At 70.2% G+C, this 19,718-nt stretch carries 23 protein-coding genes and 1 pseudogene; 15 read left to right on the top strand and 9 right to left on the bottom strand.

The annotated features are described in order from the left end of the window. Positions 1-96: 96 nt before the first annotated feature. Positions 97-3,819 (bottom strand): S8 family serine peptidase, encoded by a 3,723-nt coding sequence (locus OG276_RS00210; RefSeq protein ID WP_266901418.1) that lies wholly within the window; start codon positions 3,817-3,819, stop codon positions 97-99. A gap of 281 nt (positions 3,820-4,100) precedes the next feature. On the opposite strand from OG276_RS00210, the gene OG276_RS00205 reads away from it, so the two are divergent. Next, entirely contained in the window at positions 4,101-4,580 is a 480-nt protein-coding gene (locus tag OG276_RS00205; protein ID WP_266901416.1) for a DUF3515 family protein, read from the top strand. A gap of 39 nt (positions 4,581-4,619) precedes the next feature. Here the strand turns inward: OG276_RS00205 and OG276_RS00200 are convergent, their stop codons facing one another. Beyond that, complete coding sequence (locus OG276_RS00200; protein ID WP_266901414.1) at positions 4,620-4,946, bottom strand: hypothetical protein; 327 nt, start codon at positions 4,944-4,946, stop codon at positions 4,620-4,622. Positions 4,947-5,131: 185 nt separating this feature from the next. Then, positions 5,132-5,920: a hypothetical protein gene (locus OG276_RS00195; protein WP_266901412.1), complete on the bottom strand. Its 789-nt coding sequence runs from the start codon at positions 5,918-5,920 to the stop codon at positions 5,132-5,134. 45 nt (positions 5,921-5,965) lie between these two features. Here OG276_RS00195 and OG276_RS00190 point away from each other — a divergent pair. After that, positions 5,966-6,268 (top strand): annotated as a pseudogene (locus tag OG276_RS00190) (transposase); the annotation flags it as partial. A 9-nt stretch (positions 6,269-6,277) separates the two neighbouring features. On the opposite strand, the gene OG276_RS00185 reads toward OG276_RS00190, so the two are convergent. After that, positions 6,278-7,255 carry a winged helix-turn-helix domain-containing protein gene (locus tag OG276_RS00185; RefSeq protein WP_266901410.1) on the bottom strand — a complete coding sequence of 326 codons (978 nt, stop codon included), beginning with the start codon at positions 7,253-7,255 and terminating at the stop codon, positions 6,278-6,280. Between the two features lie 89 nt (positions 7,256-7,344). Between OG276_RS00185 and OG276_RS00180 the strand changes: the two genes are divergently transcribed. The 12 genes from OG276_RS00180 to OG276_RS00125 all read left to right on the top strand — a co-directional run bounded on the left by OG276_RS00180 (position 7,345) and on the right by OG276_RS00125 (position 17,014). After that, on the top strand, positions 7,345-8,661 hold the full coding sequence (locus tag OG276_RS00180; protein WP_266901408.1) for an MFS transporter: 1,317 nt from the start codon (positions 7,345-7,347) through the stop codon (positions 8,659-8,661). 176 nt (positions 8,662-8,837) lie between these two features. Further along, positions 8,838-9,422, top strand: a complete 585-nt coding sequence (locus tag OG276_RS00175; RefSeq protein ID WP_266901406.1) for a DinB family protein — start codon at positions 8,838-8,840, stop codon at positions 9,420-9,422. Between the two features lie 45 nt (positions 9,423-9,467). Then, entirely contained in the window at positions 9,468-9,731 is a 264-nt protein-coding gene (locus tag OG276_RS00170; protein ID WP_266901404.1) for a hypothetical protein, read from the top strand. 30 nt (positions 9,732-9,761) lie between these two features. Beyond that, positions 9,762-10,883 carry a peptidoglycan bridge formation glycyltransferase FemA/FemB family protein gene (locus OG276_RS00165; RefSeq protein WP_266901402.1) on the top strand — a complete coding sequence of 374 codons (1,122 nt, stop codon included), beginning with the start codon at positions 9,762-9,764 and terminating at the stop codon, positions 10,881-10,883. A gap of 564 nt (positions 10,884-11,447) precedes the next feature. After that, positions 11,448-12,659 carry a pyridoxal phosphate-dependent aminotransferase gene (locus OG276_RS00160; RefSeq protein ID WP_266901400.1) on the top strand — a complete coding sequence of 404 codons (1,212 nt, stop codon included), beginning with the start codon at positions 11,448-11,450 and terminating at the stop codon, positions 12,657-12,659. Positions 12,660-12,896: 237 nt separating this feature from the next. Beyond that, positions 12,897-13,238, top strand: coding sequence for a helix-turn-helix transcriptional regulator (locus tag OG276_RS00155; protein ID WP_266901398.1), 342 nt, complete (start codon positions 12,897-12,899; stop codon positions 13,236-13,238). A 74-nt stretch (positions 13,239-13,312) separates the two neighbouring features. After that, positions 13,313-14,965 (top strand): SulP family inorganic anion transporter, encoded by a 1,653-nt coding sequence (locus OG276_RS00150; RefSeq protein WP_266912427.1) that lies wholly within the window; start codon positions 13,313-13,315, stop codon positions 14,963-14,965. Then, positions 14,962-15,384 (top strand): pyridoxamine 5'-phosphate oxidase family protein, encoded by a 423-nt coding sequence (locus OG276_RS00145; protein ID WP_266901396.1) that lies wholly within the window; start codon positions 14,962-14,964, stop codon positions 15,382-15,384. The genes OG276_RS00150 and OG276_RS00145 overlap by 4 nt, the downstream gene beginning before the upstream one ends. 17 nt (positions 15,385-15,401) lie before the next feature. Next, positions 15,402-15,806, top strand: coding sequence for an ATP-binding protein (locus OG276_RS00140; RefSeq protein ID WP_266901394.1), 405 nt, complete (start codon positions 15,402-15,404; stop codon positions 15,804-15,806). Between the two features lie 22 nt (positions 15,807-15,828). Then, on the top strand, positions 15,829-16,239 hold the full coding sequence (locus tag OG276_RS00135) for an STAS domain-containing protein (RefSeq protein WP_266901392.1): 411 nt from the start codon (positions 15,829-15,831) through the stop codon (positions 16,237-16,239). Between the two features lie 41 nt (positions 16,240-16,280). Then, positions 16,281-16,502, top strand: a complete 222-nt coding sequence (locus OG276_RS00130; RefSeq protein WP_266901390.1) for an alkylphosphonate utilization protein — start codon at positions 16,281-16,283, stop codon at positions 16,500-16,502. Between the two features lie 176 nt (positions 16,503-16,678). Next, on the top strand, positions 16,679-17,014 hold the full coding sequence (locus tag OG276_RS00125; protein WP_266901388.1) for a helix-turn-helix transcriptional regulator: 336 nt from the start codon (positions 16,679-16,681) through the stop codon (positions 17,012-17,014). Between the two features lie 107 nt (positions 17,015-17,121). Here OG276_RS00125 and OG276_RS00120 read toward each other — a convergent pair whose 3' ends face one another. Genes OG276_RS00120 through OG276_RS00110 form a run of 3 tightly spaced genes read right to left on the bottom strand, consistent with a single transcriptional unit; the run spans position 17,122 to position 17,941 of the window. Next, on the bottom strand, positions 17,122-17,280 hold the full coding sequence (locus OG276_RS00120) for a DUF6126 family protein (protein WP_266901386.1): 159 nt from the start codon (positions 17,278-17,280) through the stop codon (positions 17,122-17,124). Next, the gene (locus OG276_RS00115) at positions 17,277-17,477 is read right to left on the bottom strand and encodes a hypothetical protein (RefSeq protein ID WP_266901384.1); all 201 of its coding nucleotides are present in this window, start codon (positions 17,475-17,477) and stop codon (positions 17,277-17,279) included. The genes OG276_RS00120 and OG276_RS00115 overlap by 4 nt, the downstream gene beginning before the upstream one ends. Next, positions 17,474-17,941, bottom strand: a complete 468-nt coding sequence (locus tag OG276_RS00110; RefSeq protein ID WP_266901382.1) for an ATP-binding protein — start codon at positions 17,939-17,941, stop codon at positions 17,474-17,476. The genes OG276_RS00115 and OG276_RS00110 overlap by 4 nt, the downstream gene beginning before the upstream one ends. Between OG276_RS00110 and OG276_RS00105 the strand changes: the two genes are divergently transcribed. Continuing rightward, positions 17,940-18,161: a hypothetical protein gene (locus tag OG276_RS00105; protein ID WP_266901380.1), complete on the top strand. Its 222-nt coding sequence runs from the start codon at positions 17,940-17,942 to the stop codon at positions 18,159-18,161. The genes OG276_RS00110 and OG276_RS00105 overlap by 2 nt on opposite strands. Before the next feature lie 65 nt (positions 18,162-18,226). On the opposite strand, the gene OG276_RS00100 is transcribed toward OG276_RS00105, so the two are convergent. Beyond that, positions 18,227-18,961: a carbonic anhydrase gene (locus OG276_RS00100; protein ID WP_266901378.1), complete on the bottom strand. Its 735-nt coding sequence runs from the start codon at positions 18,959-18,961 to the stop codon at positions 18,227-18,229. 208 nt (positions 18,962-19,169) lie between these two features. After that, positions 19,170-19,640 carry a GNAT family N-acetyltransferase gene (locus OG276_RS00095; RefSeq protein ID WP_266901376.1) on the bottom strand — a complete coding sequence of 157 codons (471 nt, stop codon included), beginning with the start codon at positions 19,638-19,640 and terminating at the stop codon, positions 19,170-19,172. Between the last annotated feature and the right edge of the window lie 78 nt (positions 19,641-19,718).

The raw sequence follows: 19,718 nt of genomic DNA, 5'->3' as shown, positions 1-19,718 counted from the left end.
GAAATTGGCGGCGCGCCACTGCACCCCGATGGGTGCGGCCGGGTCAGGGAGCGTGTTACCGCCCACCTGACCCGGCCGCCGGCCGCCCGGTCAGGATCAGCCGGCCGGCCAGTGCGGCCACGAGGGGGCGTACGCGCACCAGTACTCGGGGCAGCCCACTCGGTAGGCCCGCGTGATCGTCTCGGTCAGCGAGGCCCCGTCACGGGCCGTTCCCGTGACCCGGAGCGACACCCGGCCCTCGGGCAGGCCCGGGACCGTGACCCTCCAACCACCGCTGCCCGTACGGACCTTCGCCGTCTTCCAGGTGGTCCCGTCGTCCGTGGAGTACGCGGCCGTCACCCGGTCCACGCCGGCGCCGTGCGCGCCCCGCTGCCGCTCGAAGCCGACACCGAGGGTGAACTCCCGGCCCGCTGTCACCGAGTTGTCCCCGTCGAGACCCGACATGTCGTACCGGGTGTCCAGCAGGCCGAGGGGCCGTCCACCGTCGGTACGGCCCGACCGGAACCGCCAGGTGTCCTGCACCGTCGTGCCCAGCTCCCACATGGAGCCGGCGCGCGTGGTGGTGGAGCTGAGCTCGTACCACCGGGTGCGGGCCGGCACGTCGAACACCCCGCGCCCGCCGACGTCGTTGCGGGCCAGGACCTTGCCCTCCTCGTCGCGCAGCACCGTCTCCCCGCTCTCCAGCTCCGCGACCGCCTGCGAGCGGTGGCCCGAGGCGTCCGAGAACATCGGCAGGTCGAGCCGCAGCTTGTCCCCGTCGCGGGTCGCCTGCGCCCGCCCGTCGGGGCCCAGGACCGACAGGGAGGGGTTGAACGGCCCGGTGAGCCAGGAGTCCCGGGTCGTACGGCCCGCCCGGTAGACGGTCGGTTCCGTGAACTGGGTGCCGAGGGCGAGCCCCTCGTCGGTCGCGTACTCGAAGGTCGCCGTCCGCCACGGGACGTCCGGGGTGTAGTACGCGGTGAGCCGGTGCGGCGCCCGCACGACCGTGTGCTGCTGCACCACGTCGAGACCCTTGTAACGGGCCCAGCCGTACAGGCCCTTGGGGTCGTTGGGGTAGCCCGTGGTGCGGAGCGCGTGCTCGACCGCCGCCATGTCCTGCCCGCGATCGGTCCAGCGGGCGCCGGCCGGAACCCCGTCCTCGTACGTGTGGAAGGTGAAGTACGCGCGCTCGCCGTTGCGTTCGGCCTTGATGGAGAGGGTGACGGGCCCGCCGGCCAGGCGCTCGCGCAGCAGCGTCGGTCCGGGCTCCGCGATGGTGAGCACCTGGTCCTCGGGCTCGGCGGAGACCCAGCCCCGGCCGATCAGGACCACGGCCGGCTTCTGCTCCTTGATGGCCTGGTAGCGCCTGGCGACCTCCTCGCCCGGAGCCCCGTAACCAGGCTCGAACAGCACCACCTTGTCCGTCAGCCGCAGCCCGCCGAGCGCACTGCCGTCACCGGCGTCGACCACCTCGCCCGTGATGTCCCACTCGATGCGCGCGAAGTAGTACGGGCCCACCGGGATGTCCACCGGGTCCGCGCCCGACGTCCGCGCGTGCAGGAACGGCTGCTGCCAGGACGCCCCGGCGAAGTACCCGAGCCCGGGCATCCGGGAGCTGCCCACCGCGTACGCCTGGTACCGGCCCTCGTAGACCGGTGTGAGCAGCCCGGTGGTAGCCGCGCCGACGTCGGAGACCAGCCCCTGGGCCGAGCCCTGCTGGACGACGCGCATCCGCGGATCGTCCACGGCCATCGTGACCGGCCGCGCCCCCGACACGTCGAGGGTCACCGTCCGGTCCCCGGTGAGCGTCACCCGCTGCGCGAGCTGGACGGTGGACTGGGCGACCGTCACCTCACCCTCCAGGTCGCACTCCCAGACGCTGCCGAGCACCCGGTAGGAGCCCTCGGGCAGCCGCAACCGCTCCTCGCCGGCGGCGAGGCCGACCAGCTCGGCGGCCCCGGTCCCTTCGTTCTGCACGACGACGGTGGTGTAGGCCCGGTCCACTCCGGGGCGCGTCGCGCCGGGAGCCAGGGTCAGGGTCGCGCTCTTCGCCTCGGCCTCGACGCCGACCGGGGTGCGGACTCGGCTGCCGTCCGCACCGCGGGCGGTGATCCAGGCACTGCTCGTACCGGCCTTCGCGCGGTGGCCGTCGATCCGTACGACCGCCTCGGCGCCGCCGCCCGCGGGCACCGTCAGAGCCTTCGCGAGGAGCGAGACGGGCGCGTCACCGTCCACGTCGAGGGTGAGCCGGACGGCCTTGGTGCCCGGGTTGCGGTAGACGACGGTCCGGCGGGTCTCTTGGGCGTACGGCCAGGAGAGCTCGGCGGAGACGGCCGGCGGCGAGGCCGTCACCGCGGCGGCCAGGGCCGCGGGCACGTCCACGCTTCCCGCGCCCTGCTCGTACACCCCCGCCCCCGCGACCGGCCGCGCGGTGGCGACGAGCGCCGCCTTGATCCGCGCCGCGTCCCAGTCGGGATGCCGCTGTTTGACGATGGCCGCGGCGCCCGCGACGTGCGGGGTCGCCATCGAGGTCCCGCTGATCGTGGCGTAGTACTCGCTCGCCGCGACGTCTTCGAAGGTGCCCTTGGCCCGGGCGGCCGTGATCTCGCTGCCCGGCGCGGTGAGCTCGGGCTTCACTGCGCCGTCGGCGAGGGCCGGACCCTGCGAGGAGAACGGGGACATCGCGCGCTGCTTGGTGATCGACCCGATGGTGAGCGCACTCGGCGCGGCGGCCGGGGACCCGATGGTCCCGGGCGCCCCCGCGTTGCCGGCCGCCACGACGAACAGCGGACCGCCACCGGCCGACAGGGTCTCGACGGCCTGCGAGAGCGGGTCGCTGCCGTCGCTGGGCAGGTCCGAGCCCAGCGACATGGACACGATGTCGGCCTTCTGCGCGGCCGCCCACTCCATGCCTTCGAGGATCCAGCTGATGTATCCGGAGCCGCCGCCGTCGAGGACCTTGCCCACGGCGAGCTCCGCGCCGGGCGCCACCCCCTTGTACCGGCCGCCGGACGCCGCGCCGCCACCCGCGATGGTCGACGCCACGTGCGTGCCGTGCCCGTTGGCGTCCTGGACCGATTCGTCCCAGGTGAAGTTCTTCTCGGCTGTCACCCGGCCCTTCAGGTCGGGGTGGCCCGTGTCGTAGCCGGTGTCCAGTACGGCGACCTTCACACCCTTCCCGTCGAGCCCCGCGGCCCAGGCCTCGGGAGCGCCGGTCATCGCCACGCTCCGGTCGAGGCTCGCCCGGACCTTGGAGTCCAGCCACAGCTTCGACGGCGCGGCGCCCCGCTCGCGGCCCTGCCGGAGGAAGTCCTGCCAGGACCGGGTGGCGTCGGCCTTGCGCACCGTACGGGCGGCCAGGCCGAGCCCGCCGTACTCGCCGCCGCGCGCTGCGCCCGAGAGCGTGGTGCCGGTGGTCGCGATCAGCGGGATGTCCTCGCGGGCCGCGTCGTCGTAGCCCTGGGCCGCGAGCGCCGTCACGTCGAACAGCTGCCGGTCGAGACGGCCGCCGGCCAGCGCCTCGGAGGCGTCGACGGGGATGACGTACTCGTGGTCGTCGACCCGGGCCCGGGTGAAGGCGACGTGCCGGCGCCCCTCGGCCGGGGTGACCCCGCTGACCTGCGTGGCGGCGCCGCTGCCGGTGAGGGAGACCCGGTCCCCGGTCACCAGCGTCACCGTGCGCGCGCCCGGCCCGCCCTTCGAGGGCGCGAGCGCGGCCCCGCCGGGCCTTGCGGGTTCTCCGGGCTCCGCCACGGCGGGCAGCCCCGCCGCGAGCAGAGCCGCCACGGCGGCCACCACCACTGCCGCGGTTCTCGATCCTGGTACGGGTGCCCTGGTCAACGGATCGCGACCTCTCCTCGTGCCGGACGGGCCTCGTGGGCCCGATGCTGCGAAGAGTGTCGGGGGCCGGATGCGGCTGGTGGTCCAACCGGAACGGGCGGATCGCCGCCATGGCACACAACCGCCAAGTCGCACCGCGGGCAGTGGCGTTGGCGGGAATCACGGCTCGCCCCGGGTCTCCCCAACTGATCGCCAACGCGTGAGTAGGATGATCGGATAGCTGTTCTGGATGCGGCGCGGCGGCGCGTACGGTCCGTCGGTCGGCCGGTGTGGAGAGTGAAGTGGATCGAAAGAAGAAGACTCTCCTGACGGGTCTCGGAGTGCTGGGGCTCGCGGCCGCCGGAACCTTTGCCCTGACCGGTGCACGATCCGTGGAGCCGGGGCCCTTTGCCGGTGATCCCCAGTGCCGCCGGGTCCTCGCACAGCTCCCTGACGAGCTGCTGGGGGAGGAGCGCGACTCGGTGAAGGGGGCCGGTGCCGCGAGCTGGGGCGATGGCACCATCGTGCTGCGCTGCGGTGTCGCACCTCTCGCACCCACGATCAACACCTGCATGAACGTCAACGGCACCGACTGGGTCCTCGACGAGGAGCGAGCCACGCGCGGAGGGCCGCGGGTGGTCACCACCTACGGGCGGATCCCCTCGGTGGAGTTGGCCTTCAACGAGGGAGATCTGCTCGCCGGGGACGCCTTGGTCGTCATCGACAAGGCCGTACGGGACATCCCGCAGCAGTCCCCATGCATCGGGCTCAGCGAGACCTGACACGTGCGCCGGTGTGTGGACCCGAGGGGCACTTACCGGTCAAGGCGCCTGCTGACCGTCCTCCCGGGCGAGACGAAGGGCGAGTTCCTGCAGGATCGCGTCGGTACCGGGCTCCGCGCCGGTTTCGTCGTACGCGTAGGCGACTGCCGCGAAGGCGGCGATGAAACCGTTGACCAGAGCGCTCAACGGCGCGGAAAGCTGATCGAGCACGGCGCCACCGACCTCTTCGGGGGCGGCTCCCTCCGGCACCAGGAAGTGACCGGGGGTCACTTCCGCGAGCAGCTCGGAGGCGAGGCCTTCGCCGACATCCGCGCGCAGGGCGGTGAGCGCGGCGATGGCCTTGAGTTTGATCTCGTTTTCGTGCACGGCCCGAGACTACGGCGCGAGCGACGCCCCGCGACAGCTCGCGCTACGGAGGCTTCGGCGAACGCCTGCCGGCGTCGAACGGGGGCCGTCGCGTGCGCGGGGCCGCAGAGCGTTGGGTCGACCGCCCGCCGTGAGCTTCAGTCCCGGCCCCGACCTTGAGCCAGTGCTGCCGCCGACACCTGCGCTCAGTGCGTGGCGAACCAGTCGGTGCTCAGCCGATCCGCTACGGAGAAGCCCGCTTCGCAGTCCGGGCACGTCGCATCGCCGAAGACGTGGGTCATCGCCGCCGCGACCTCCGGGTGCCCGTCGGCCAGGGCGATGTCGTGGAGCCGTCGGCCGATGCCGTCCATCGCTTCGGGGTCGGCGGGGCGCAGGGGTATCGTCTCGACGTCGTCCTCCGACAGCGCGTAGTCGCCGATCGTGGAGCAGTGTCCGCGCTCGCCGATGACGATGAACACGTCGGCTTGGCAGCCGGGGCAGGTGACCTCGTACTCCTCGTTCACGAGGCCCTGGGCCAGGTCTTCGCCCCAGCTCATGACGCCTTCGAAGCTCAGCATGGATTCGAGGAGGTAGGCGTACTCGTTCCGATCGGACGACGTCCGGAGACGTTCGTTCGCCGCCGCCAGCAGAGTCTCGACCACCGCGGCGTGCTGCGCGCGGACGTCGCCGGCCCCGTGCGGCTGGTCGGAGCCGGCCAAGATCGCGCCCGCCAGGTTCAGGGCGCTGACCGCCTCCTCTCGGTCAGAGCCGCCGGCTACCTCGGCCAGCCAGGGCAGGGCCGCGAAGCTGGCCGAGTAGACACTGCCTTGATGGCAGAGCGCCGACCACAGACCGTTCCAGCGCTCGGGGTTCGGCTCCGATGCGATCTGGTCCAGCAGCGCCGGTACGTCATCCGCGGATAATGGTGCAGTCGGGTATTGGAACTCTCCGAATAGCTCGGACAGCACGATGCCACCCTTGTCGAGTTCGAACATGGTTCTTCAGGCTGCCCGCAGTCTCCAGCGGACTACGGTGATGAGGGTCCGCGGAACGGGAAGGGCTGTCAGCGCCCCGACGTCCTCTACGCCGACCGCGGTTACGACCACAACGTCTACCGCCGCCAGGTCCGTGAGCTGGGCATCCGCCCGCTCATCGCCCGGCGCGGCACCGAGCACGGAAGCGGCCTGGGCAAGAACCGCTGGGTCGTCGAAGCGGCCTTCGCGCTTCTGCGCTGGTTCCGCCGACTGCGTATCCGCTGGGAAATCCGCGCCGACATCCACCAGGCATTCCTCACCCTCGGCTGCGCGATCATCTGCTGGCGGCGCCTCAAAAAGCAGTGCTGATCTGAGCCCTCAGCCCGAACCGGCGACCAGTGCCTCGCCGAGCGGGGTGCGCCGGTAGAGCACCGACCGTCCGGACCGGGCGCGGACGAGCAGCCCCGCGCCTCTCAGGATGGCGAGGTGGTCTCCTACCGCGCCGGGTGCCATGGCGAGGCTTCGGGCGAGGTGGCTGGTACTGGCCGGGGCGTCCAGCGCCAACAGCAGCCGGGCCCGAGCCCGGCCGACCAGAGCAGTCAGCGCGTCCGGTTGGGGGACGGTCTCCTGTTCGCCCCACAGGGCGGCGGTGCCGCGGGCTGGATAGACCAAGGTCCTGGGCCAGGGGTCTTCCAGGTGGGCGGCGATATGCCCGACGAAGACCGAAGGGATCAGCAGGAGCCCGTCGCCGGCGAGGCGGACTGTTCCGCCTCGGAAGAAGCCGATCTCGATACCGCCGGCGCGCCAGGCGACGCCCGGGTGCAGGCTCTCGATGGTCGCGGCCCATCCGTGTTCGCCGATCACCCCCACCCGGTGCACGACATCGCGCTCACAGATCGCGCGCAGTTGCGGCCAGTCCGCGGCGAGCAGCTCGTGCCACGCCTGGTCCATCGCCTCGGCGATCCTGGAGACGGCGTCCGCCGAGTCCAGCACTGCGCGTACGCGGGGATCACGGGCGGACGGGCCGGTCGCGGTGGCAGCGAATTCGTGGCGGGCCGCTTCCAGCGGTGTGGCCCGGATCACGGCCAGGTCGTCAGCCCAGGTCTGGTTCAGGCCGCGCGGCGGCGGAGCGACGAAGTTCGGTCCGCCTTGCGGGGTCTGCAGCGCGAGGGCGGCGTTCAGTTCGGTCTCACGGCGAAGCCGTTCAAAGGCCGGCATGAGCCGGGCGGCCCAGGCTCGCGGCAGCGGCCGGCCTTGGCCGGCGAGCGAGCGCAGCAGGAGGCAGAGGTCCAGCGCGGGCGACAGCGCGAAGCGGCTGCGCAGCAGGTCCTCGACGGAGACTTCGAAGCGCAGCACCCTGCCAGGCTACCGCGGGACGTCTGTTCCGATTCGTCCAGCGACGAATCATTGGTGAGTGGCGTGGGCGCACGGCGAGGCTGGGCGTCATGACCCCAACCGCCGAACCCGCGCAGGTCAACCACCGTGCCACCTACCGGGAGGTGCTGGCCGAGCCGCGATTCCGGCTGCTCTTCTCAACCCGCATCGTCGCGATCACCGCGGACGCGATGCGGATCACCACGTTCTCGGTTCTGGTCTTCGCGGCCACCGGCTCCGCGCTGTTGAGCGCACTGGCCTTCGGTATCGGCTTTCTCCCGCAGTTGTTCGGCTCGCTGCTGCTGGGCTCACTGGCCGACCGACTGCCGCCCCGCACGCTCATCACCGGCGGCTACGCCTTGACGTGCGCCGCCGCCCTACTGCTCGCCCTGGTTCGGATGCCTATCGCGGTAAGCCTCGGTGTCATGGCGCTGGTCGCGCTCGCCACACCGGTGTTCAGCGGCGCGTCGAGTCGGCTGGTCGCGCAGTGCCTGGAGGGCGATGCCTATGTACTGGGCCGTTCACTGAACAACATCGCCTCCTCCGGCGCGCAATTGTTCGGTCTGGCGCTGGGAGGTGCGGTCGTCGCGGTACTCGGCCCGCACCGGGCGCTCGCGGTGAGCGCCGCCCTCTACCTCGGCTGCGCGCTCGCCGTCCGCCTCCGGCTGCCCCGGCTGCAGCCGGGAGACTTCGGCGGCACACCCGGCAGCGCTCGGGGCGAGGGCGGGGCCGTCCGGGCAAGCCTGCACAGTGCTGGCCTGCTGCTGCGCGGACACACGGTGCGACGACTGATGCTGGCCCAGTGGCTACCGCCCGCGTTCGTAGCGGGCGCGGAAGGCCTGATCGTCGCCTACGCCGGAGGACGCCACTTCGCGCCCGGCTGGTACGCGGTGCTGATGGGCTGTCTGCCGGTCGGCATGCTTGTCGGCGACCTGCTGGTGGGGCGACTGCTACGGCCACCCACCCGGGAGCGACTGGTGGTCCCGTTGATTGCGCTGATGGGACTGCCGCTGGTCGGCTTCGCCGCCGAGCCCGGAGTGGGCGTCTCGTCCTGTCTGCTGCTGCTCTGCGGCTTCGGATTCGCCTACGGTCTCGGCCTGCAACGGCCGTTCCTGGACGCCCTGCCCCAGGACGGCCAGGGTCAGGCCTTCGGCCTGCTCGGCTCCGGCGGCATGACGCTGCAGGGCGTCGGGCCGGCCTGCTTCGGCTCGGTGGCCGCCGGCATCGGAACAGGCGGCGCCATCGCCCTGGCAGGCGGCGCGGCGGCGCTTACCGCCGGCTGGATTCTCACCTGGCACCCGCCCACATCCCCGGTCCCCGCCCCGAACTACTCAACGGGATCAGAGAACGGCACCGAACAGCATGCGTGTAGTTCTCCTGCCCAGTAACCGTCGCAGGTCGGGTCGGCCGCGAACCTCACGCGCCCCACCCCCACGTCTCTCTGAGAGACAATCATTCCCGATGGCTCATTGCGTAAGGAGTCCCAAGCCTCGGCTCTGCCGGCCGTGGAGGACCACGTACGGGATCTTGAGACCACGAACAGCTCATGGAAGGTTCATGCCGCATGATCGATGAATTCGCGAAGGACAACCTGCACGGGAGACTGCGGCGGGACCGCGAGGCGCTGCTCTGGAAACTCGACGGCTTGTCCGAATACGACGCCCGCCGGCCTTTGACAGCGACCGGGACCAACCTCCTCGGCCTCGTCAAACACGTGGCCAACGTCGAGGCCAGGTACTTCGGCGAGGTCTTCGACCGCCCTTCCCCGGAACCGCTGTCCCGGTGGCAGGACTCCGACGGCAGCGATCAGTGGGCGACCGAGGACGAGACCCGCGATCAGATCATCGGGTTCTACCGGCGCACGTGGGAACACTCGGACGCGACGATCAACACGCTTCCCCTCGACGCCCCCGGCCACGTGCCGTGGTGGCCGGAGCCTTATACCGACACGAACCTGTTCGCCGTCATGGTCCATGTCCTCGGCGAGTCCAACCGGCATGCCGGGCACGCCGACATCCTGCGCGAGGGCCTCGACGGCCGGACCGGGATGCGCCCCGAACACGAGAAGCAGATCGACCAGGAAGCCCGTGCGGCCTACCGCGCGAAGATCGAGCAGGCCGCCAGGTCGGCCGCACCAATCAAGGCTTAGAGGTTGTCTCACGTGACTTGATATTCCTGCGGCATGATGCCGGTCGTGGGTGCTGTACACGACAGCCTCGCCCTCAAGCCGCTCATCCGCGGCGTACCCGCCGTCCAGTCCCGCCGGGGGACCACGGCGGCGCCGACCGTCAAACTCCGCGCGGACAAGACGCACTTCTCCGCCGAACGCCTGGCCTGGCTGCGCGAGCGCGGGCTCGTCGCGCGCATCGCGCAGCCAGGCATCGAGTCCGGCAAACGCCTCGGTCGACACCGCTGTGGGTGGATTTGCGGCGCGGTGGGGGTGGAGTCTGCGAAGTAGGCTGACGCCTCGAACAGAGGAGCACTGCGCATGACCTTCCGCTTGCGAGCGATCAGCCGTGACGAGCATCTGGCCTTCATCAACGACCGGCCTTCCGTGAGTCACATGCAGGTGCCCTCGTGGGGGGATGTGAAGCCGGACTGGCGGGCGGAGAGTCTCGGATGGATTGATGAGGCCGGCCAGATCGTCGGGGTGGCGCTCGTGCTGTTCCGGCCGTTGCCGAAGCTCAAGCGGTACCTCGCCTACCTTCCCGAAGGTCCGGTCATCGACTGGTACGCCCCGGATCTTGAGCGGTGGCTCGAGCCGATGCTGGCCTATCTGAAGAACCGCGGCGCGTTCTCGGTGAAGATGGGTCCGCCCGTGATCGTGCGCCGCTGGGATGCGGGAACGGTCAAGGACGCCATCGCAGACCCGCGGGCAGGACGGCTGCGCGATGTTGAGGCCAGCTCGTGCGAGCCGCGGGCTTTCGATGTCGCCGATCGGCTGCGCCGTTTGGGATGGCAGCAGGGCGAGGTGGGTGATGAAGACGGGTTCAGCGCGGGGCAGCCGCGCTACGTATTCCAGGTCCCGCTCGCTGGGCGGTCGTTGGACGAGGTCCAGCGCGGGTTCAACCAGCAGTGGCGCCGCAACGTCAAGAAGGCAGAGAAGGCTGGTGTCAAGGTCGTCCAGGGCGGCTACGAGGATCTGCCCGCCTTCTACGAGATCTACAAGGAGACCGCGGAACGCGACCGGTTCATCCCCAGGCCGCTGGCTTACTTTCAGCGGATGTGGACCGTACTCCGGGCGGAGGACGCGGACCGGATGCGCCTGTATCTCGCCCATCACGAGGGCGAGGTGCTGGCCGCGGCCACGATGCTGACCGTTGGTGAGCACGTCTGGTACTCCTACGGGGCCTCCACCAGCCGCAAGCGTGAAGTCCAGCCGAACAACGCCATCCAGTGGCGGATGATGTCCGACGCCCACGAACTGGGCGCGAGCGTCTACGACCTGCGCGGCATCACCGACACCCTGGAGGAGTCCGACCACCTGCTCGGCCTGCTCCGCTTCAAGGTCGGCACCGGCGGCCAGGCTGCCGAATACCTCGGCGAGTGGGACTTTCCGCTCAACAAACTCCTTCACAAGGCTCTCGACCTTTACATGTCTCGCCGCTGAGTTGAGGCGCGCCCACGTCCTAATCTCGGACACGGATCCGGTCGCGGGCCGGCAGCTTAGGGACGGTCGGCTGGCGTGTCCGTCCTGCTCGGCCCCACTGGCGCCCTGGGGACAGTCGGCCCCGCACTACGCGAGTCCTCGGAGGAAGCGCAGGTCTCGGATGCCCTGAGGAGCAGGCCGGCGCAGTGGTTTTCGCGATCAGGTGAGTGGGTCGGGGGAGTCGAGCGGCCGCCCTGTCGGATCTGTCCCGGCTGGGGCCGCTGGCCGCGTTGGTAGGTCGAGGCCGATGGGCTCAGCAGCAGTCGCGGTTTGCTGCGGATCGCCGAGCCGACGCTGTGAGGGTCGAGGGTGAACGCGGGAAGCCTCTTCGCGGAGGCTCCCGGGTGGGAACTGCTCGCGAGCTTTACAGAGGGCCTCGCCGACGGGGGTTGCGGCGAGGCCCTGCCCGGAACGGTACAGCCCGAATCGGGGCAGCGGACCGCAGAATCCGCGAATTGCGAAAGTTTGCAATTTCATAGATGCAGCGCCCGTGGGTAGCCGAGGGTGGAGCCGTAAGCTCCCGTCATGCAGGTGATCCAGTCAACGAAACTCGCCAATGTCTGCTACGAGATCCGCGGCCCCGTGCTCGAAGAAGCCGTGCGGCTCGAAGCAGCAGGTCATCGCATCCTCAAGCTCAACACCGGCAACCCCGCGGCCTTCGGCTTCGAGTGCCCGCCGGAGATCCTTGAGGACATGCTCCGCAACCTGGGCACCGCCCACGGCTACGGAGACGCGAAGGGGCTGCTCTCCGCGCGCCGCGCGGTCATGCAGCACTACCAGACCAAGGGCATCGACCTGGACGTCGAGGACATCTACATCGGCAACGGGGTCTCCGAGCTGATCCAGATGTCCATGCAGGCGCTGCTCGACGACGGCGACGAGGTGCTCGTCCCGGCGCCGGACTACCCGCTGTGGACCGCCTCCGTCAGCCTGGCCGGCGGCACCGCCGTGCACTACCGCTGCGACGAGCAGTCCGACTGGATGCCGGACCTCGCCGACATCGAGCGCAAGGTCACCGACCGCACCCGCGCGATCGTGATCATCAACCCGAACAACCCGACCGGCGCCGTCTACGACGACGAGATGCTGCGCGGGCTCACGGACATCGCGCGCCGCCACAACCTGATCGTCTGCTCGGACGAGATCTACGACCGGATCCTCTACGACGGCGCCACGCACACCAACACGGCCGCCATCGCGCCGGACCTGCTGACGCTCACCTTCAACGGGCTCTCCAAGAACTACCGCGTCGCCGGCTACCGGTCCGGATGGATGGCGGTGTGCGGGCCCAAGAAGCACGCCTCGTCCTACATCGAGGGCCTGACGATCCTGGCGAACATGCGGCTCTGCGCCAACATGCCCTCCCAGCACGCCATCGCCACGGCGCTCGGCGGCCGGCAGTCGATCAACGACCTGGTGCTGCCCGGCGGGCGGATCCTGGAGCAGCGCGACACGGCGTACGACCTGCTGACGCAGATCCCCGGCATCACCTGCGTGAAGCCCAAGGGCGCGCTGTACCTGTTCCCGAAGCTGGACCCGTCCGTCTACAAGATCAAGGACGACCGGCAGATGGTCCTCGACCTGCTGCGCGAGGAAAAGATCATGGTCGTGCACGGTACGGGCTTCAACTGGCCCGAGCCCGATCACTTCCGGATCGTGACCCTGCCCAACATCACAGATCTGGCCGATGCCGTGACGCGGATCGGGAACTTCCTCGACGGTTATGGCCAGCCCTAGAAGCGTCGTGCGCCAGCGGGCAGAGGGCTTGCGGCCATCGTGGAGAAGGCCTCGACGGCGGGGTGGCGGTGAGGCTCCTGAGTGGAAGCTACGGGCTCCAGCCGAGGGAGGTCGTCGTTTCTGTGAATTGCAGAAGTCTGCAATTTCATAGATGCTGTGATGGCTGTGTCCGTAGGTAGCCGCGGGCACAGCACCAGGCATTTGCCCCGCTCGGGGTGGTGAGAAGGGTGCGAGACCGTGCCGGTTCCGCTGTATCAGGCCAAGGCCGAGTTCTTCCGGATGCTCGGGCACCCCGTGCGGATAAGGGTTCTGGAGCTGTTGCAGGACGGTCCGATGCCGGTGCGGGAGCTGCTGGCCGCGATCGAGGTCGAGCCGTCTGCGCTGTCGCAGCAGCTCGCGGTGCTGCGCCGGTCGGGGATCGTCACTTCGGTGCGTGACGGATCGACCGTGGTCTACGAGCTGGCGGGAGGGGATGTCGCGCAGCTGATGCGGGCGGCTCGGCGCATTTTGACCGAGGTGCTGGCTGGGCAGAGCGAGCTGCTGGAGGAGTTGCGGGAGTCCGAGGTCCCGGCGCCGTGACTGTGAACGCCTTCCTGACTTCCGTGCTCGGGCGGGTCCGCTCGGTGCTGCCAGCGCGGGCTGATTTCGCGGTCATGGGCCGCACTCCCCGCCGGGATCTCCTGGCCGGGCTGACCGTGGCGATCGTCGCTCTGCCGCTCGCGCTTGGCTTCGGGGTCTCCTCCGGACTCGGCGCGGAGGCGGGACTGGCCACCGCCGTGGTCGCCGGCGCGCTCGCCGCGCTGTTCGGCGGGTCGAACCTCCAGGTGTCGGGGCCGACCGGGGCGATGACCGTGGTGCTGGTGCCGATCGTCGCCCAGTACGGGCCGGGCGGGGTGCTGACCGTCGGGCTGATGGCCGGTGTCCTGCTGATCGGCCTCGCCCTGCTGCGGGCCGGGCAGTACATGCGGTACGTGCCGGCGCCGGTGGTGGAGGGCTTCACCCTGGGCATCGCGTGCGTGATCGGACTTCAGCAGATACCCAACGCGCTGGGCGTCGAGAAGCCGGAGGGGGAGAAGGTCTTGCTCGTGGCGTGGCGGGCGCTCGTGGAGTTCGTGGCGTTCCCGAACTGGACCGCGATCGGTCTCTCGGCCGGTGTCGCGGCGGTGATGCTGGCAGGGGCCCGGTGGAAGCCGACGATCCCGTTCTCGATCGTCGCGGTGATCGCCGCGACCGTGATCGCGCAGGTCTTCCACCTGGACGGGGCGGCCCCGATCGGGGACCTGCCCTCCGGCCTGCCCGCACCCTCCCTCGCCTTCCTCGACCTGTCCGCCCTCGGCTCGCTGCTCGCCCCGGCCGTGGCGGTGGCCGCTCTGGCCGCGCTGGAGTCTCTGCTGTCGGCGACGGTCGCGGACGGTATGACGGTGGGGCAGCAGCACGACCCGGACAAGGAGCTGTTCGGGCAGGGCATCGCGAACCTGGCGGCCCCGCTGTTCGGCGGCGTCCCCGCGACGGCCGCGATCGCGCGGACCGCGGTCAACGTCCGTACCGGCGCCTCCTCCCGCCTGGCCGCGCTCACCCACGCGGCCGTGCTCGCGGTGATCGTGTTCGCCGCGGCCCCGCTCGTCTCGAAGATTCCGCTGGCCGCGCTCGCTGGTGTGCTGCTGGCCACGGCGATCCACATGGTGGAGGTCGGCTCGTTGCGGGCGATGGCGAAGGCGACGCGCTCGGACGCCGTCGTACTGGTCCTGACCGCCGCCGCCACGCTGGTCCTCGACCTCGTCTACGCGGTGATCATCGGCCTGGTCGTCGCGGGCGCCCTCGCCCTGAAGGCGGTGGCGAGCCAGGCGCGGATGGAGCAGGTCGACTTCCGCCCGGATCTGCCTGGCGAGCACAGCGACGAGGAGCACGCCCTGCTGGCGGAGCACATCGTCGCCTACCGCATCGACGGACCCCTCTTCTTCGCCGGCGCCCACCGCTTCCTCCTGGAACTCTCCGAGGTCGCCGACGTGAAGGTGGTGATCCTGCGCATGTCCCGCGTCACGACCCTGGACGCCACCGGCGCCCTCGTCTTGAAGGACGCAGTGGAGAAGCTGAACCGGCGCGGTATCGCCGTCCTCACCTCCGGTATCCGCCCCGGCCAGCGCCAAGCCCTGGACGCGGTGGGCGCTCTCGACCTGCTGCGCCTGGAGGGACGTGAGTACGCCACCACCCCGGAAGCCATCGCCGGGGCCCGCAAGCACCTGGAGCAGGCGGGCCTCCTGCCGCTCAAGCACCGACCGCTCCGCATCCGGAAGGCCGCACGATGACCGTTCCCGCCGACCGCCGCATGATCGAGGTTTCCGGTACCGAGGCCCTGTGGCTCCTCGAAGGCTCCAGCCAAGGCCGACTCGTCTACGTTCAGCGCGAGCTGGCCGTCGTGCGCCCCGCGGCGCACGTGATGGAGTACGGGCGCCTGATCGTCCGTGCCCCCGTCCAGGCCGCCACCGTTCCCGGCCGGGCCCTGCTGACCTACCAGGTCGATGAGATCCGTACCCCAGCCGGCACGGGCTGGACGGTCAGCGCGCACGGCCCGGCGGACGTCATCGCCGATCCGGACGAGGCTGCCCACTACCGGCGCACCCTGTCCGGCTGGACCCACGGCCCGCACGACACCCTGCTGCGCCTGCACCCGCAGCAGGTGTCCGGGTTCCGCCTCGCCCGCACCGTGACGGGGGCGGGCCGGTGAGTGTCCGGGTCGAGACGATGCCATACCGGCACGTCCTGGACGTGCCCGCCATGGGCTCGGCCGTCCGCATCGCCCGGGAGACCACCGAGCTGGTCCTCATGGAGTGCGGGGTCGGCCTTCGGCATCCGAGCGTGGGCCCGGCGCTGCTGATCCTGGCTGAGCTGGTTACCAACGCCGTCCGCCATGCCGCCGTGTCCTCGCCGATGATCACCGTCATCTATGCGCACGGGCCCAGCGCCTTCGCGTTCGCCGTCCATGACCGCCACCCCTACCAGCCCGCCCTGTTCGGGGCGCTTGCTACCGCCCCGGGCAGCGGCCTGGCCATGGTGGTCGAGCTGGCGATGGAGCTGGGCGGCACCGCCGCTGTGAGGCCGGACGCGGACGGGCGCGGCAAGGCCATCTGGATCACCCTCCCCCTGTGACGAGCGAACCGAGGAACGGACGATGACGATCGAATGGCGGTACACAACCCGCGAGGACCTGGGCGTGCTGTCCCTGGCCGGGTATCTCGGCGCAGACGCCGTGGACCGTTTCACCGGCGCCATCGGGTGGGCGCTCGCGCGGGGCACCGGCCCGGTCATCCTCGACCTGACCGGACTGCTGGGATGGTCGGCCGGCGGGCAGATCGCCGTCGCCCAGGCCGCACGCCACCTCGCCGAGAACGGCCGACGCTTGGAGCTCGCGGCGATACCCGCAGATGGCTCTCTCGTGCCGGATGCCACCTGCCCGCCTGTCGCCGTCCACTGCGACCTCGCCGCAGCTCTGGCCGCCCACGGGGCCCAGGACGCGGTCAAGCAGTGGCGTACCGATGACTGGCCGGACTCGAATCACCCGGCCGCACCCGCCCTCACCTGAACACCAGCACCAGCTACGAGAACGGCAAGGACACCCACGCCATGAGCGACATCATCGTCAAGGACTCCAACGGCACCCAGCTCGCCGACGGGGACTCGGTCACCCTGATCAAGGACCTCAAGGTCAAGGGGACCTCCGAGACCCTCAAGCGCGGCACCCTGGTCAAGAACATCCGCCTCACCTCCCGTCCGGGCGAGGTCGAGTGCAACACGAAGCAGGTCAAGGGCCTGGTCCTGAAGACCGAGTTCCTCAAGAAGGCCTGACCGGCGAAGGACCCGCTCTGAGGGGTCCGAACGTCACGAAGGCCGCCCACCGGGTCCCAGGAGTTGCAGGGATCTGCAATTGTGGAGGTCGCAAGGTGTGGAGAGGGGCGATCGGATGCCCCTTCGGCGAATGGTTCTGGGTGGATGAGATGGGCAGTCGAGGCAGGGGTACTCAGGTGAGCACACCGCTGTACCAGCTCAAGGCGGAGTTCTTCAAAACGCTCGGGCATCCGGTCCGCATCCGCGTCCTGGAACTCCTGGCCGAGCGCGAACACGCGGTCGCCGAGATGCTGCCCGAGGTCGGAGTGGAGGCAGCAAGCCTCTCCCAGCAGCTGGCCGTCCTGCGCAAGGCCAACCTGGTGGTCACCCGCCGCGAAGGCTCCAACGTGTACTACCAGCTGACCCACCCCCAGATCGCCGAATTGCTGCGGGTTGCCCGCGGCATCCTCTCCGGCGTCCTGGAAGGTCAGGCCGAACTCCTGGCCGACCTGCGCGCCACCAGCCACATCTAGGCAGCACACACGGCGCAGGCCCCATCGGGGCCGCGCCCCACATGCGGCGGCCGTCTTCCGTTAGTGCGGGTTCACCTGCGCTTCTGACACCGGAAGACGGCCGCTTCTCATTTCTGCGCGTGCTGGCCGAGATAGAACAGCAGATACACGAATCCGGCGAACAGGTGCGTGCCGAAGATGTAGAAGAAGGCGCGCAGTGCGACGCCCTTGGCCAGCCACCGTTCCTGTTTCGCCGCCTTGCTCTGCGCGGGCTTGTCGTCCGTCATGACGGCTGCCCTCCTATCCGGGTGTCGGGTTCATCCTGGGCTGGGGCGTGCGGGCGGACGAGGATCTTCATGCCGTGCTCGCCGGCGTGCTCGATGACGGCTGCGACCCCGCTCGCCTCTACGGTGCGGGTATCGGGGACGGCACCGAGGTAGGTGATCTCGTAGAGCTGGACAGCCTGGGGCTCACTGCTGTTCATGGGGTTCCCTCGGGCAGGATGAAGCGGACGATGACCGTCTTGCCGCGCCCGCCGGTGGCGGGCTCGATACGGACGTCGCCGCCGAAGGTGTGTGCCAGGTCGGCCACCGTGCGCAGCCCCTGCCCGGCCGCCCGGTCGGCGTCGGCCAGGGTTATGGGACGCGGGTCCAGGTCTGCGACGGCGACCACCAGCATGTGGTCGGTGACGTCGAGGGTGACCTCGGCGTCCGGGGACTGCTGGGCGTGGCGGACGGCGTTGGCGACGAGCTCGCTGACCACGAGCAGCGCGGCCCCGAACAGGGAGGAGGCGCTTCCCAGGCCGAAGAGGACCAGGGAGCGTTCCGTACGCTCGCGCGCGGCCCGCACCGAGCCCGGCACCAGCGGCACCGTCCATGCGTGCCTGCGCGTCCGCGCAGGCTGCCCGCTGGGGTGCCCGGCCATTACCGCGGCCTCGGACGAGAACATGACGCCATCCGATTCACCGGCCATCCCCGCCGGTGGCCACGCCGTGATCGTGGGCCACGCGCAGCGCGTCCTCCAGCTCCTCCGCAGCCTGCGCCTCCTCGAAGGCATCGTCAGCCTCCCGCGCAGCCGCGAGACGAGCCCGCGCCACCCGGACCCGTTCCAGCGCCGCTTCCTCGAACCCGGCCACACCACGACCCCCGTCCATCGAATACAGAACTAGCAAATTGCATAACTCTGCAAGTCTAGCCGGTGCGGGCCTGCCGAGAAGTTCACGATGGGCAGGGGTCAGCGGATCGGGTGGACCCGCTGGCTGGTCAGTTCGTACCGCGCCCCGACCACGCCGAGCGTGCCCGCCGTGACCTTGGGCGCCAGCGTGGGTTCGGCGGCCAGGCGGGAACGGACCAGCCGCACGTTCGCGGTGATAGCCGAATCCACCTGTTGCTGCCCCTGAAGGGTGTGGTCGATCGCCGGTTGGATCTGGTCGGCCAGGTACTGCATGTGGCCGGGCAACAGCTCCCCGGCCTGGGCGGCATGGACGGCGGCAGTGACGGCCCCACATGACTGATGCCCCAGGACGACGACGAGCGGGATGCCTAACTCGAGAACCCCGTAGGTGATGCTGGCCAGGACAGCCTCATCAAGGATGGAGCCCGCCGACCGCACCGTCAGAAGGTCACCCAGGCCCTGGTCGAAGACCAGCTCCGGAGGGACGCGGGAATCCACGCACCCCAGGACCACGGCGAAGGGATGCTGCCCGGTGACCAATGTCTGCCGCATCGCCCGCGTCCGGTCCGGATTCCTCTCGTGGAACGTCCGCCAGCGGGTATTGCCCGCCGCGAGCTCCCGCAGCGCCGACTCGGGAGTCCGGGGCCGAGAGCTCTTCCCGTCGGCGCGGGTCGCGGTCGAGGTCGTGGGGCAGCCGGCCACCAACCCGGCGGCCACCGCCACCGCTCCCGTCAGCCCGGCCCGCACCAGCCGACGCCGCCCCAGCAACACAGGACGTTCAGCAATACCTGTCATGCAGGGACAAATTAGGCGCATCGCTGCCGGTGCGCGGGCTGCCGCATCAAGCTTGGCCGGGCCTTGAAGAAGTCTTGGGCAAAGGCCCCGACCAAGGTCGGCGCGGGTTGTCGCCTCGGTGTCAGATGCCTGCGCTCCATCTGCTCCGCCACGCGCCGACGACCGACGTCTATGCGCCGTCGTCGGCAGGGCAAACCTCGCCTGAGGCTCAGTCGAGTTTCTTGCGCATCTTCACCGAGGTCGTCTCGTAGCCGAGCGACTCGTAAAGGCCATGTGCGACGGTGTTGAACCCGGCGACGCTGAGACCCAGAGTGTGAGCGCCCCGCGCCCGGGCGTATTCCTCGCCGAGGAACATGGCCATTCGGCCCAGGCCCAGACCACGCTTGTCGGCGTCGATCACAATGTCCCAGACCCACCAGGCACCGGCGTCGTCACTCCTGTCCGGTCCGATCCAGAGGTAGCCGACGGCTACCCCGGCATCGTCGACCACGTCGAAGACCGCGTGATCCGGGGTCGGTGTCCCGGACGGAAAGGAGTGCGCCATGGTCTCGTCCGCCTGCCGGTAGGCGTCCTCGGACGTCTGCCCCAGAGCAACGAGCTCCTTGGCGTACTCGGCCCGACAGCGTTCGAGCCAGGCAGAGAAGTGTCGGGCGTCCAGGGGACGGAGGGTCGCAGTCACCGGCCCAGCCTCCCACACCGCCGACGCCAGAGAGGTGTCGCCCCTGATCAGGGGCCACGGCACATCACCAACAGGGTA

The organism is Streptomyces sp. NBC_00086 (assembly GCF_026343255.1).
Lineage (GTDB): Bacteria > Actinomycetota > Actinomycetes > Streptomycetales > Streptomycetaceae > Streptomyces.
This window is presented reverse-complemented; position numbering and strand designations above follow the sequence as displayed.